This window comes from Citrobacter sp. BIDMC107, assembly GCF_001037575.1.
GTDB lineage: Bacteria > Pseudomonadota > Gammaproteobacteria > Enterobacterales > Enterobacteriaceae > Citrobacter > Citrobacter freundii.
In genome coordinates this window covers 331,746-345,339 of the sequence record NZ_KQ089849.1, presented here as the reverse complement: position 1 = coordinate 345,339, position 13,594 = coordinate 331,746, and the positions used below count along the sequence as shown (strand labels likewise).

The window sequence follows — 13,594 nt, the reverse complement described above, 5'->3', positions numbered from 1 at the left end:
GGAACTCATGGCTATGCAATCACAAGATATTATTAAACGCTCGGCGACGAACAGCATCACGCCGCCGCCCCAGGCGCGGGATTACCGTGCAGAAGTGGCAAAATTAATTGATGTCACTACCTGTATTGGCTGTAAAGGCTGTCAGGTCGCCTGCTCAGAGTGGAACGATATTCGCGATGAAGTGGGCTACTGCAACGGCGTCTACGACAACCCGACCGATCTCAGCGCTAAGTCCTGGACGGTGATGCGCTTTAGCGAAACCACCCAGAACGACAAGCTGGAATGGCTGATCCGCAAAGACGGCTGCATGCACTGCGCCGATCCCGGCTGTTTGAAAGCCTGTCCATCCGCTGGAGCAATCATTCAGTATGCCAACGGGATTGTCGACTTTCAGTCCGAGCACTGTATTGGCTGTGGCTACTGCATTGCTGGCTGCCCGTTCAATATTCCGCGACTTAATCCCGAAGATAACCGGGTCTACAAATGTACGCTGTGTGTTGACCGGGTCAGCGTGGGCCAGGAACCGGCCTGCGTGAAAACTTGTCCGACCGGCGCTATCCAGTTTGGCACCAAAAAAGAGATGCTCAATGTAGCGGAAACTCGCGTGGCGCAGTTGAAAAAACGCGGCTATGCCAATGCGGGCATCTACAACCCACAAGGGGTCGGCGGCACCCACGTGATGTATGTACTTCATCACGCGGATCAACCATCGCTGTACCACAATCTGCCGGATGAGCCAAAAATCGCCGCACCAGTGAACCTCTGGAAGGGGATTTTAAAACCACTCTCCGCCGCCGGATTTATCGCCACCTTTGCCGGGCTGATTTACCACTACGTGGGAGTCGGCCCAAACAAAGAGACGGATGATGATGAAGAGGAGAACGGTCATGAGTAAAAGCAAAATGATTCTACGCACCAAATTCATCGACCGTGCTTGTCACTGGACGGTGGTAATAAGTTTCTTCCTGGTGTCGCTTTCCGGTATTGCGCTGTTCTTCCCGACGTTGCAATGGCTCACCGAAACTTTCGGTACACCGCAAATGGGGCGAATTCTACATCCGTTTTTCGGGGTGATGATTTTCATCGTGCTGATGTTTATGTTCGTCCGTTTTGTACACCACAACATTCCCGATAAACAGGACCTTCCCTGGATTAAAGGGATCGTTGAGGTACTTAAAGGCAATGAGCATAAAGTCGCTGATGTGGGGAAATACAACGCAGGGCAGAAAATGATGTTCTGGAGCATCATGAGTCTAATTCTGGTATTACTGATTACCGGCGTTATTATCTGGAGGCCCTACTTTGCCCATTATTTCTCAATTAACATTGTTCGTTGGAGTTTGTTAATCCACGCGACAGCAGCCATTGTGCTGATCCACGCCATTCTGATCCATATGTACATGGCGTTTTGGGTAAAAGGTTCAATTAAAGGGATGATCGAAGGGAAAGTGAGTCGACGCTGGGCGAAGAAACACCATCCTCGCTGGTATCGTGAGGTTGAACTTAATGAAGAAAAAGCACCGGAATTAGAGTCTAAATAAAAGCAATAAGGCCGCTGTTATTCAGCGGTCTTATTCTCTCAATGGCCCAGTGATATACTGCGGCGCTGCAAGACCTGATTATCAGGCGAATAAAAGGCTCTCCATTCAATAATGAACAAACCCTATCCAACCCGCAGCAAATCACTGTATCTCGTGGTATAACGCGGTGAGAGCATATCTCGCTTCATCGCCCACGGTTGTTGTATACCTTGTCCGGCAAAATAGAGCGTTCCTTTACCCTTTTCAGCATTGAGCGTATCCAGAACGGCCATCAGCTTATCGCTGTTATGCCGTGGAGCGTTGTCATCAAAAAGATTCAACTGTGCAACACCTGAGCTAAAAAAATCGCCCAGCATGACCCCTGCTTTTTGATAACGTAGCCCCTCTCGCCATATTGCGTCCAGGCTACATGTGGCCGCCCTTATAATTTCCCGACTATCCTGGGTTGGTGTCAGCAGTTTTATCGATGCGCTGTTACCGTAATACGGTTCATTCAGGGAAAATGGGCTGGTTTTGATAAACGTAGAGATAAACCGGCAGAACTGGTGCTCTCTGCGCAGCTTTTCCGCAGCACGTGAAGCATAGGTACAAATTGCCTCTCGCATCGCGTTGTAATCCGTGAGTTTTTCACCAAACGATCTTGAGCAGATAATTTCCTGCTTAACTGGCGCAAACTCCTCCAGCTCCAGGCAAGGTTCACCGCGCAATTCCCGCACAGTACGCTCAAGCACAACGTTGAAATGTTTGCGGATAAAGCGAATATCGGTATCTGCCAGGTCGCAGACCGTTTTAATGCCCATAGCGTCAAGTTTTTTACTGATACGGCGTCCGACACCCCAGACTTCATCAACCGGGAGCGCAGTCATCAGCTTACGCTGGCGCTCAATATTCGAGAGATCCACCACCCCGCCAGTCTGTTCCTGCCACTTTTTGGCCGCATGGTTAGCCAGCTTGGCCAGGGTTTTGGTCTGGGCGATACCGACCCCAACCTTGAGGCGTGTTTTTTGTAAAATGGTTGCTCTGATTTCCCGACCAAAATCCGTCAGATCCCGGCAGTTTCGCACGCCCGTTAAATCGCAAAAGGCTTCATCAATACTGTACATCTCCACGCGCGGCGACAGCTCCTCCAGAATCGACATCACCCTGCTGCTCATATCCGCATACAATTCGTAGTTCGAACTAAAACAGAACACGCCATAGCGCCTGAACAGATCTTTCTGTTTGAAGTATGGCGCGCCCATATTAACGCCAAGCGCTTTTGCCTCCGCGCTACTGGCAATGACACAGCCATCGTTATTTGAAAGAACGACAACGGGTTTGCCCTTAAGATCGGGCCGGAATGCCGACTCACAGCTGGCATAAAATGAATTAACATCCACCAGCGCAAACATAATCAGCCCGCAGATTTAATGATGAATGTCACCACGCCAAATATATCCAGCGTGTCCTCGCTGCCGATCATGATCGGCGCGTAGGCGCTGTTCTCTGGCTTCAACATCACCACCGGATGCAATTGCAGGCGCTTAACGGTGAATTCGCCTTCAATAGCAGCAACCACAATGTCTCCGTGGGCCGCTTTTCTGGCACTGTCGACTACCAGCAAGTCGCCAGCACCGATCCCTGCCCCCATCATGGAGTCGCCAGACGATTTAACAAAATAGGTTGCACTGGGATGCTGCACCAACAGATCGTTGAGATCGATACGTTTCTCAACGTAATCCTGCGCAGGAGAGGGAAAACCGCAGGGCACGAGATCGCTAAATAGCGGGAAGTGTTTGATTTCGCGGTGTTCAACTGGCTGGAAAAACAACATAATAATCTGCCTCTCATATAACTGTATTTATATACAGTAGTTTTAATGAAGACAGTGATCAAGTGACAAGTGTGGCGAATTGAGCGTTGTTTAACCATCTTGTCGATAAGCTTTTATGATGTCTGGAAAAATAATCGGCTAAAAAAATGCCCCACATTTGCGGGGCATTACCTCAGGAGCGTTTTCGCGGCATCATGCGCAACAACGTATTGTCCTTCCAGAAATAGTGATGCATCAGGGCAGCAGCAGCATGCAGAGCAATAACAAAATAACCCAGGTTTGCCAGCCTCACGTGCCAGGACTTCAGCATATCCACTAAATCAAAGTTGGCCTCTGCCGCATGCGGCATAACGATGCCGAATGCAATCCACGGGTTACCCCGGTTGTACATCATCACCAGCCCAATAATCGGCAGGACAATAAACAACAGATAGATAACCAGATGCCCCAGATGCGCCATTCCGGTCATCATCGGCTTCGGTTTTGGCACAATCGGCGGAGCCGGGTATTTCAGCCTGACCAGCAGACGCGCCACCATCAGCGTTAAAATAGTGATACCGCAGGATACGTGCACCATGTTGAACAAGGGGCGATAGCTGCGCGGGAAAAATCCGCGAAACTCCATGGCGCTGTACGCCACAATAACCAACAAAAAGACCAGCCAGTGAATACCGATTTGCAGGCCAGAATACTTATTCCCCATAACACTTCCTGAATAAAAACAATAATGCGTCAACATAACGGGCTTTTGTTAAAAATTCATTAACTTTTGTTCACCCATTTTCAGTCGCTTACGCTTAACCGCAAGAACCGCTATTGCCGAGGATGCCTGTCTGGACTAAGCCTGGTAGGGAAAATATGTCGTACCGCCTCATTCTGACAGGAGAAAACCATGAGTAAAATTGGCATTAACGGTTTTGGTCGTATCGGTCGTCTGGTATTGCGTCGACTACTGGAAGTCAAAAGCAACGTGGAGGTTGTGGCCATTAATGACCTCACCTCGCCCAAAATTCTCGCCTATCTGTTAAAGCACGATTCAAACTACGGCCCGTTTCCCTGGAGCATCGACTTTACCGAAGACGCGCTGATTGTCGACGGTAAAAAAATCGCGGTTTACGCAGAAAAAGAGGCCAAAAATATTCCGTGGAAAACGACTGGCGCTGAGATAATCATCGAATGCACCGGTTTTTATACCTCGACAGAAAAAGCCAACGCGCACCTGGATGCAGGGGCCAAAAAAGTGCTGATATCCGCCCCGGCTGGCGATATGAAAACCATCGTCTTTAACGTCAACGACGATACAATGGATGCGAACGATCGGATTATCTCGGTCGCATCGTGCACCACTAACTGCCTCGCACCGATGGCGAAAGCCCTGCACGACAGCTTCGGTATTCAACTTGGCACCATGACCACCATCCACGCCTACACGGGAACGCAGTCGCTGGTTGATGGACCTCGCGGGAAAGATCTGCGCGCCTCACGGGCAGCAGCGGAGAATATCATTCCCCATACCACCGGAGCCGCCAAAGCCATTGGTCTGGTCATTCCGGCATTGAGCGGAAAATTAAAAGGCCACGCCCAGCGTGTTCCGGTGAAAACAGGATCCGTCACGGAACTGGTATCGGTATTGGGGAAAAAAGTCACTGCTGAAGAGGTCAACAACGCGCTGAAAAAAGCCACGCAAGACAATGAGTCATTTGGTTATACCGATGAGGAAATCGTCTCGTCAGATGTCATTGGCTCGCATTTCGGTTCGGTATTTGATGCGACACAAACCGAAATTACCGAAGTGGGCGATCTGCAACTGGTAAAAACAGTCGCCTGGTACGATAACGAATACGGTTTTGTCACCCAACTTATTCGTACACTGGATAAATTTATCAAGCTCTAATGTTCTGGCGGAGGCTCGCCTCCGCCCTCTTTCATTTCCCGCGAATTCAATACGTTGTGAGTCTCTCCCCGTTTTCGATTCACTGACTGTGCTATAGCTAACCTTTGCCACTGAGGGAGCATAGTAATGGAAGCACTGAGTCGTGAAACGTTAGAAAACATGATGGAGCAAGCCGTTGCTAAGGCCACCACCGTCTCATTCTGGCCGCAGGGTGAAGCCCCCGGAGCAAAAAACAGCGATGCGGTGTTTACGCCTGAACCCCGACATACAGGAACATCTCAGTATGATCGTGCGGTCACCGGTATTCGCGCCCCGGAAATTACCGTTTATGCCCCCGCAAAACCTAACGGCATAGGGATCCTTGTCACGCCAGGCGGCTCTTATCGTCGCGTGGTGGTGGATAAAGAAGGCAGCGTACTGGCACCGTTCTTTAACGCTCGCGGTTATACCCTGTTTGTGATGACCTACCGCATGCCGGGTGATGGCCATGAGGAAGGCGCAAACGCGCCGCTGGCCGATGCCCAGCGCGCCATGCGCTACATTCGCGCCAACGCCCATGAATGGAAAATTAACCCTGATCGTATCGGTGTGTTGGGCTTCTCTTCCGGTGGTCACGTGGCCGCCAGTCTGGGAACCCGGTTTGCTGAAACGGTTTATACGCCGATAGATAACGTAGACGAGCAACCTGCGCGCCCTGCGTTTATGGCACTGGTGTACCCGGTTGTCACTCTGCGCGAAGACATCGGTCACCCGGGATCTCGTCTTGAGCTGGTTGGCGCTAAGCCCGAAAAGGAAGATCTGCGCCACTATTCTCTGGAAGAACGCGTGGATAGCACAACGCCGCCGACATTCCTGCTACACGCCATTGACGATCCGGCGGTGAAGGTAGAAAACAGCCTGGTCTTCTTTAATGCGCTACGTGAGCAGGGCGTTCCGGTCGAAATGCATCTGTTTGAACGCGGTAAGCACGGATTTGGTATTCGTGATGCGCAAGGGTTACCGCTGGCAATCTGGCCGGAAATGATGATGAACTGGGTAGCCACTAAAGTGTGAAGATTGCGCCGGGTGGCGTACAGACTCACCCGGCGAAAAACTTAGGACTGCAGATACACCACTTGCGTTTGCAGGTATTCGTTCAGACCATGTTTACCATCAGCCCCGCCAATCCCGGACTTACGCCAGCCAGCGTGGAAGCCCTGCATCGCCTCGAAGTTTTCACGATTAATATAGGTTTCGCCAAACTTCAGCCCCTTAATCGCCTTCATTGCCGTATTCAGATTCTGCGTATAGATCGATGAGGTCAGACCGTAGTCGCTGTCATTGGCCATTGTCAACGCCTGTTCCAGCGTATCAAACGCTACCACTGGCAGCACCGGACCAAACGTCTCCTCGTGCATAATCGCCATCTCCTGGCGCACGTCTAACAGTAACGTCGGCGGGTAGTAATAACCTTTGCCGACAACAGCCTTACCGCCCAGCACCACTCTGGCCCCTTCCTGCACCGCTCGTGCGACTTTCTGCTCCACACGATCCAGCGCAGCGGCGTTAATCAGCGGCCCCATCGCAATGTCATTGCGTTCGGCCGGATTGCCAAACTGCACGGCTTTCATCGCCTCACCCAAACGATTAACGAACTGGTCATAGATACCTTTCTGAACGTATACGCGCTCAGCACAGTTGCATACCTGTCCGGTATTGATCACCCGCGAGTCAACAATGGCCTTCACCGCCAGCTCAAGGTCAGCATCGTCCATCACGATAGCCGGAGCTTTACCACCCAACTCCAGACAAACTTTAGTGATGTTTTTGGCCGCTGCAGCCATAATTTTTTCGCCCGCGCCGACGCTGCCGGTCATACTCACCATCGCCACCTTCGGGTTTCCGGCCAGCTCCTGACCGACCGTTTCACCGCGTCCCAGCACCAGATTAAAGACCCCGCGCGGTAAACCAATGTCATCAACAATTTTGGCAAAGGCGATGGCGTTATTCGGTGTGAATTCACTCGGCTTAATGACAATGGTATTCCCCGTCAGCAAGGCGGGAGCCAGTTTGCGGGCAATCAGGAAAAACGGGAAGTTCCACGGCAGAATGCCCGTCGTCACGCCCAGTGCACGCTTAAACAGCAGAATATTCTCACCCGGGCGATCGCTTTGCAGGATCTCGCCTTCATAGCGACGCGCCCATTCCGCCATGTAATCGATATAGTCGGCGGTAAACGCGACTTCAACGTCAGCCAGTTGTCGAATTTTTCCACCTTCCGCCACAATCAACGCGCTGATTTCATCGGCTCGCTGGCGGATACCCGCAGAAATTTTGCGTAACCAGTTTGCCCGTTCAATGGCAGGCAACGCTTCCCATTGCGGCTGAGCGCGATCCGCGGCATCGATCGCTTTACGTGCGTCTTCGGCACGCCCATCGGGAATACGCGAGATAATCTCTTCCGTGGCCGGATTGACGACATCAATCCAGGCGTCATCGTGCCAAGTCACAAACTGCCCATCGATATACATAGGATGTTGTACGGGTACTGACATGCGGCTCTCCTGTGATTGATTTGTTTTCAACAAGTAAAACTATTGTTAATTAATATCAATCATGCATGGCGCATTATCGCTGGAGTGGCGGTTCTGTGAACTGCTTCATAAAAGCGCCTGGCAAAGTGATTATGAAGAGAAAAAACGGGTGGGCTTTCTGCCCGTTTGCCGTAAAACGCCGACAAACGGGCAGAAGGGATTACAGAGAACGGCTCTCAAGTAAGTCGGTCAGCGCGGTATCATTTTTTAGCTGCTGCCAGGCTTGCTCAACGTCCTGAGGAATATCAACATGGGCGATAAAATCGCGGCCGCAAGGCCCGTAGCCGGTTGCATCATCACGCAGGCGCGGAAGCTCACCGGTAATGAGAGACAGGTAACGATCCACCGACCACAGACCTTCGGCGGTCGGGGCAAAATCCACGCCGTCGCCCTGCTCAATCAACTCGGGGACAAAACCGGGGAAACTGATCCAGCGTGGGGCCTGAGGGTCGTCACGCGTGACGCGTTCAAATGTCGCCATGGTACGGCGCTGCATGGTAGGGTCTTGCACCACAATGACGGTCCCCATGGTTTGGGTCGCCTGACGCAGTAACGCACAGCTAAACCGGGCGTTCTCCCCACAGTTGGTGGACTGATCCTCTACCCAAATCTTCTCACCAGGAATGTGCCAGAACTGGTGCGCGATATCGGCAAGGATCGCCGCTTCCGCGCGACCAGTGGTACGAATCGTGTGGTAGCGTGGATGCTCTGCGATGGCGGCATACAGAAAGGTCGTTGAGTGACCGATACCGCCGCTAATCAGCAAGGGAACCTGTTGCTCTTTCGCTATCCGACAGGCTGCATCGATGGTCGGGATCACTGCGTTCCCGGCCAGAATCACGCAATCTGTCTGCACCGTGATATTTTCAGCGAAATCATTTTGCGCCAGCCATTGCCCCACGGTGTTAATCGCCGCAAGGGTGGTGGCGGAAAGTGGCGGAAACTGTCTCATGTTCATGACTCCTGGAGTTTGTTCTTTACCGGATACAGATGCCGGATGGCGGCTACGCCTTATCCGGTCTACGGTCCAGCACTGCGTTAACCCGTAATCTGATCCATTGCCTGCAGGATACGCTTATCCGAAATCGGATACGGCGTGCCAAGCTGCTGGGCAAAGTAGCTGACGCGTAGCTCTTCTATCATCCAGCGGATCTCTTTGACATCGTCATCTTCGCGGCGCGCGGGCGGCAGTTTATTGAACCACTGCTGCCAGGACTGCTGCACGCTGTCCACTTTCAGCATCTGCGCGCGATCGCGGTGCGGATCGATGGCCAGTTTCTCCAACCGTTTTTCAATCGCCTGCAAATAACGCAGCGTATCGCCCAGACGTTTGAAACCGTTGCCGGTAACAAATCCTCGATACACCAGTCCGCCCATTTGCGCTTTGATATCCGCAAGCCCCAGCGCCATGGTCATATCCACGCGCCCTTTCAGACGTTTGTTGATATTAAACACTGCGGTCAGGATCTGTTCGACCTGCTTCGCAATCTCCACCACCGTATCGTTCAGTTCAGCCCGCACTTTTTCATGCAACGCCGCAAAGCCTTCTTCGGTCCACACCGGACCACCGTTGGCGTCAATTAACTGATCCACACCGCAGGAGATACAGTCGTCTATCAAATCCAGAACTTTACCGTACGGGTTAAAGTACAGTCCCAGCTTGGCTTTATTGGGCAGCTTCTCGTGCAAATATTTGATTGGCGAAGGAATATTCAGCAGCAACAGGCGGCGTAAACCGCACCACATCGCCTGCTGTTGTTCCAGCGGATTATCAAACAGTTTGATGGCAACGCTGTCACGCTCATCGACCAGCGCCGGCCACGCTTTTACCTTATAGTTACCGCGTTTTTGTTCGTAACTTTCCGGAAGTCGGCCGAAGCTCCAGATGTGCAATCCACTCTGTTCGATACCGTCATCGGCCACCGCAGACAATGTTTCCTGAACTTTGCCCTTCAGCGCATCTTTCAAATCCTGTAGCGAACGCCCTTCCTGCAGCTTCTTGTTCTTATCATCCACCACCCGGAAGGTGATTTTTAGGTGATCGGGCACCTGATCCCAGTGCCAGTCTTCACGGTCAACGGTGACGCCAGTCATGCGGCGCAGTTCACGCTCCAGCGAGTCCAGCAGCGGCATTTCCAGCGGCGTCACTCGGCCTAAAAACGCTTCCGCATAGTTCGGTGCGGGTACAAAGTTGCGTCGTACCGGTTTTGGTAACGATTTAATCAGGGCGATCACCAGTTCGCGGCGCAGCCCTGGAATTTGCCATTCAAAACCGCTCTCGTCGATCTGGTTGAGCAGCGGGAGTGGAATATGTACGGTCACACCGTCCGCATCGGCTCCGGGTTCGAACTGGTAGCTCAGGCGCAGCTTAAGGTTACCCTGATGCCAGAAGTTCGGATAATCCAGCTTACTGATTTTCTCCGCGCCCTCTTTGATGAGCATGCTCTTTTCAAAGTTGAGCAGATCCGGTGTTTCACGGCTGACCTTTTTCCACCAGCTATCAAAGTGACGAGCAGAAACCACCTCATGGCTGATACGTTGGTCGTAGAACTCAAACATCGTTTCGTCATCGACGAGAATGTCGCGGCGGCGTGATTTGTGCTCTAACTCTTCCACCTCCGCTCGTAGTTTCAGGTTATCGCGGAAAAACGCATGGCGCGTTTGCCAGTCACCTTCCACCAGCGCATGACGAATGAACAGTTCACGCGATAACGCAGGATCGATCTGACTGTAATTCACCTTACGGGCCGCAACAATCGGTAAGCCGTAGACAGTGACTTTTTCTGTCGCCATCACAGCACCCTGCGCGCGTTCCCAGTGCGGCTCACTGTATGAACGTTTGATCAGATGCTGGGCTACCGGCTCCACCCATTCAGGATCGATACGCGCGGCAATGCGTCCCCACAAGCGGCTGGTTTCCACCAACTCCGCTACCATCGTCCACTTCGGCGGTTTTTTGAATAAACCTGACCCCGGGAAGATCGAGAAGCGAGCGTTACGCGCCCCGGTAAACTCCTGTTTATCGGTATCTTTCATCCCGATATGAGACAGTAAACCGGTCAGCAACGCGACGTGGATCTCCCGATATTCAGCAGGTTCGCTGTTAACCGGAATACCCAACTCTTTCACCACCTGGCGCAGTTGTGTGTAGATATCCTGCCACTCTCGCACGCGCAGATAGTTCAGAAAGTCGACTTTGCACTGGCGACGAAACTGGTTTGACGACAACGCTTTTTGCTGCTCGCCGAGATAGTTCCACAGGTTCACAAACGCGAGGAAATCAGACTCTTTGTCGTGGAAACGGCGGTGCTTCTCGTCGGAAGCCTGCTGCTTGTCCATTGGACGCTCGCGCGGATCCTGAATGGACAGCGCCGAGGTAATGATCATCGCCTCACGTACGCAGCCATGTTTTTGCGCTTCCAGCACCATGCGCGCCAGACGCGGATCCACCGGCAGTTGCGACAGCTGACGGCCCAACGGCGTTAACTTGTAAGCTGTTGCCTGTTCGTCGGTGGTTATCGCCCCCAGCTCTTCGAGCAGGCGTACACCGTCCTGAATATTGCGCTTATCCGGCGCTTCAACAAACGGGAACGCCGCGATATCGCCCAGCCCCAACGCGGTCATCTGCAAAATAACGGATGCCAGGTTGGTACGCAGGATCTCCGGGTCGGTAAACTCCGGACGCGACAGGAAATCGTCTTCGGAATACAGACGAATACAGATCCCTTCCGAAACACGACCGCAGCGGCCTTTACGCTGGTTGGCAGAAGCCTGCGACACCGGTTCAATCGGCAAGCGCTGAACTTTGGTGCGGTAACTGTAGCGACTGATACGCGCGGTGCCTGGATCAATGACGTATTTGATTCCCGGAACGGTCAGCGACGTTTCTGCCACGTTGGTCGCCAGCACGATACGGCGACCACTGTGCGACTGGAATACGCGGTTCTGCTCACTGTTTGAAAGACGCGCATACAGCGGCAACACTTCGGTGTGGCGTAAATCCAGTTTATTCAGGGCATCGGCGGTATCACGGATTTCACGTTCGCCGCTCATGAAGATCAGAATGTCGCCCTGACTTTCACGGCCTAACTCATCTACGGCATCAAAAATCGCCTGCAGTTGGTCACGCTCGGTGTCATCTGCATCTTCAACAATCGGGCGATAGCGCACTTCCACCGGATACGTTCGGCCGGAGACTTCGATAATCGGCGCGTTATTGAAATGCTTTGAGAAGCGTTCAGGATCGATGGTCGCCGAAGTGATGATAATTTTTAGATCCGGGCGACGCGGCAGAAGTTCTTTCAGATAGCCGAGCAGAAAGTCGATATTCAGACTGCGTTCATGCGCTTCATCGATGATGATGGTGTCGTACTGCATCAGCAGTCGATCCTGCTGGATTTCCGCCAGCAGGATACCGTCCGTCATCAGCTTGACCATGGTGTTATCACTGACATGATCGCTGAAACGAACTTTATAACCAATACAGCCGCCCGGCTCGGTCTGCAGCTCTTCCGCAATACGGTTCGCCACGGTGCGCGCCGCCAGACGACGCGGTTGGGTATGGCCGATCAGCCCTTTTACCCCGCGCCCCAGTTCCATACAGATTTTGGGTAACTGGGTGGTTTTCCCCGAGCCGGTCTCGCCAGCAACAATCACCACCTGATGATCGCGAATTGCGTCCAGAATATCCTGTTTTTTCTGGCTGACGGGCAGGTTTTCCGGATAGCTGATTTCCGGACGCGCCGCTTCACGCAGCACAACTTTACCGGCTGCCTGCTCAATCTCTTTCGCCATCTCCTGGTAAATGGCCTGTTGTGCATCAGGATTTTTAACCTTCTTCACGCCGTGCAGGCGGCGGGCAAAACGCTGTCTGTCACGCAGCATCAATGAATCCAGCTGTTGCTGCAACATGTTGAAGGTTAATTTTTGTTGTTCTGTCATAGCGTTAAAAGGCAGTGCTCTGCCGGGTTAAATCTCTTTTAGATGATGGGTATAGAGTACCACATCGGCGCTTTTCATGTGTTGTTCAATAATTTCGAACATAGGATTCGATATATTGCGCTATCACTGCGACAGGATTGTGAATAAAGTGTCAACAAGCAACGGGGCTCACCCCCTTCAAACACATAAAAGGAAACACCCATGAGCAAGGTATTAGTTCTTAAATCCAGTATTCTGGCAGGGTACTCTCAGTCTGGTCAGTTGTCTGATTATTTTGTTGAACAGTGGCGTGAAAAGCACTCTGCTGATGAAATCACTATCCGTGACCTGGCTGCAAATCCTGTACCGGTACTGGATGGCGAACTGGTGGGTGCGATGCGCCCGAGCGATACACCGCTGACACCGCGTCAGCAGGAAGCGCTGGCGCTGTCCGATGAGCTGATTGCTGAGCTGAAAGCGCATGATGTGATTGTTATCGCCGCGCCGATGTACAACTTCAACATCCCTACGCAGTTGAAAAACTACTTTGACCTGATTGCCCGCGCTGGTGTGACTTTCCGTTATACCGAGAAAGGCCCGGAAGGTCTGGTGACGGGTAAACGCGCTGTGGTGCTGACCAGCCGTGGTGGTATCCATAAAGATACACCAACCGACCTGATCACGCCGTACCTGAACGTATTCCTGGGCTTTATCGGCATCACCGACGTGAATGTCGTCTTTGCTGAAGGTATTGCTTACGGCCCGGAAGTGGCGTCTAAAGCACAATCCGACGCGAAAGCCGCTATCGACAGCGTAGTTGCTGCCTGATAATTCCCCCTCTCACCGTCCGGTG

General features: G+C 52.3%; 11 protein-coding genes. 5 read left to right on the top strand and 6 right to left on the bottom strand.

Annotated elements, in window-relative coordinates:
• Positions 1–7 precede the first annotated feature (7 nt).
• Together fdxH and fdnI are read left to right on the top strand one after the other, a co-directional pair.
• Positions 8–895, top strand: a complete 888-nt coding sequence (fdxH, locus tag SK39_RS22510; RefSeq protein ID WP_003020306.1) for a formate dehydrogenase subunit beta — start codon at positions 8–10, stop codon at positions 893–895.
• Entirely contained in the window at positions 888–1,541 is a 654-nt protein-coding gene (gene fdnI / locus SK39_RS22505; RefSeq protein ID WP_003843753.1) for a formate dehydrogenase-N subunit gamma, read from the top strand. Before fdxH ends, fdnI begins: the two co-directional genes overlap by 8 nt.
• 122 nt (positions 1,542–1,663) lie before the next feature.
• Here fdnI and SK39_RS22500 read toward each other — a convergent pair whose 3' ends face one another.
• The 3 genes from SK39_RS22500 to cybB all read right to left on the bottom strand — a co-directional run bounded on the left by SK39_RS22500 (position 1,664) and on the right by cybB (position 4,057).
• Complete coding sequence (locus SK39_RS22500) at positions 1,664–2,932, bottom strand: Y-family DNA polymerase (protein ID WP_003843755.1); 1,269 nt, start codon at positions 2,930–2,932, stop codon at positions 1,664–1,666.
• A gap of 2 nt (positions 2,933–2,934) precedes the next feature.
• Positions 2,935–3,354 (bottom strand): translesion error-prone DNA polymerase V autoproteolytic subunit, encoded by a 420-nt coding sequence (locus SK39_RS22495; protein WP_003020321.1) that lies wholly within the window; start codon positions 3,352–3,354, stop codon positions 2,935–2,937.
• 172 nt (positions 3,355–3,526) lie between these two features.
• A complete protein-coding gene (gene cybB / locus SK39_RS22490; protein ID WP_048217518.1) occupies positions 3,527–4,057 on the bottom strand; it encodes a cytochrome b561 in 531 nt (176 codons plus the stop codon).
• Between the two features lie 189 nt (positions 4,058–4,246).
• Between cybB and gap the strand changes: the two genes are divergently transcribed.
• Both gap and SK39_RS22480 read left to right on the top strand, forming a co-directional pair.
• Positions 4,247–5,248 carry a type I glyceraldehyde-3-phosphate dehydrogenase gene (gene gap / locus SK39_RS22485; RefSeq protein ID WP_003020325.1) on the top strand — a complete coding sequence of 334 codons (1,002 nt, stop codon included), beginning with the start codon at positions 4,247–4,249 and terminating at the stop codon, positions 5,246–5,248.
• Between the two features lie 126 nt (positions 5,249–5,374).
• Positions 5,375–6,301: an alpha/beta hydrolase gene (locus SK39_RS22480; RefSeq protein WP_003020328.1), complete on the top strand. Its 927-nt coding sequence runs from the start codon at positions 5,375–5,377 to the stop codon at positions 6,299–6,301.
• Positions 6,302–6,342: 41 nt separating this feature from the next.
• On the opposite strand, the gene aldA is transcribed toward SK39_RS22480, so the two are convergent.
• From aldA to hrpA, 3 genes are all read right to left on the bottom strand, one after another.
• Positions 6,343–7,782, bottom strand: coding sequence for an aldehyde dehydrogenase (gene aldA, locus SK39_RS22475; protein WP_044710833.1), 1,440 nt, complete (start codon positions 7,780–7,782; stop codon positions 6,343–6,345).
• Positions 7,783–7,981: 199 nt separating this feature from the next.
• Entirely contained in the window at positions 7,982–8,779 is a 798-nt protein-coding gene (locus SK39_RS22470; protein WP_171278978.1) for a YdcF family protein, read from the bottom strand.
• 80 nt (positions 8,780–8,859) lie between these two features.
• On the bottom strand, positions 8,860–12,762 hold the full coding sequence (gene hrpA, locus SK39_RS22465; RefSeq protein WP_048217516.1) for an ATP-dependent RNA helicase HrpA: 3,903 nt from the start codon (positions 12,760–12,762) through the stop codon (positions 8,860–8,862).
• Between the two features lie 201 nt (positions 12,763–12,963).
• Between hrpA and azoR the strand changes: the two genes are divergently transcribed.
• The gene (azoR, locus tag SK39_RS22460; protein ID WP_016150301.1) at positions 12,964–13,569 is read left to right on the top strand and encodes an FMN-dependent NADH-azoreductase; all 606 of its coding nucleotides are present in this window, start codon (positions 12,964–12,966) and stop codon (positions 13,567–13,569) included.
• Positions 13,570–13,594: the final 25 nt, after the last annotated feature.

What these genes read in the sequence shown, in the direction of transcription:
- fdxH (WP_003020306.1), top strand. Translation starts at nt 8, where the DNA reads ATGGCTATGCAATCACAAGATATTATTAAACGCTCGGCGACGAACAGC.
- fdnI (WP_003843753.1), top strand. Translation starts at nt 888, where the DNA reads ATGAGTAAAAGCAAAATGATTCTACGCACCAAATTCATCGACCGTGCT.
- SK39_RS22500 (WP_003843755.1), bottom strand. Translation starts at nt 2,932, where the DNA reads ATGTTTGCGCTGGTGGATGTTAATTCATTTTATGCCAGCTGTGAGTCG.
- SK39_RS22495 (WP_003020321.1), bottom strand. Translation starts at nt 3,354, where the DNA reads ATGTTGTTTTTCCAGCCAGTTGAACACCGCGAAATCAAACACTTCCCG.
- cybB (WP_048217518.1), bottom strand. Translation starts at nt 4,057, where the DNA reads ATGGGGAATAAGTATTCTGGCCTGCAAATCGGTATTCACTGGCTGGTC.
- gap (WP_003020325.1), top strand. Translation starts at nt 4,247, where the DNA reads ATGAGTAAAATTGGCATTAACGGTTTTGGTCGTATCGGTCGTCTGGTA.
- SK39_RS22480 (WP_003020328.1), top strand. Translation starts at nt 5,375, where the DNA reads ATGGAAGCACTGAGTCGTGAAACGTTAGAAAACATGATGGAGCAAGCC.
- aldA (WP_044710833.1), bottom strand. Translation starts at nt 7,782, where the DNA reads ATGTCAGTACCCGTACAACATCCTATGTATATCGATGGGCAGTTTGTG.
- SK39_RS22470 (WP_171278978.1), bottom strand. Translation starts at nt 8,779, where the DNA reads ATGAACATGAGACAGTTTCCGCCACTTTCCGCCACCACCCTTGCGGCG.
- hrpA (WP_048217516.1), bottom strand. Translation starts at nt 12,762, where the DNA reads ATGACAGAACAACAAAAATTAACCTTCAACATGTTGCAGCAACAGCTG.
- azoR (WP_016150301.1), top strand. Translation starts at nt 12,964, where the DNA reads ATGAGCAAGGTATTAGTTCTTAAATCCAGTATTCTGGCAGGGTACTCT.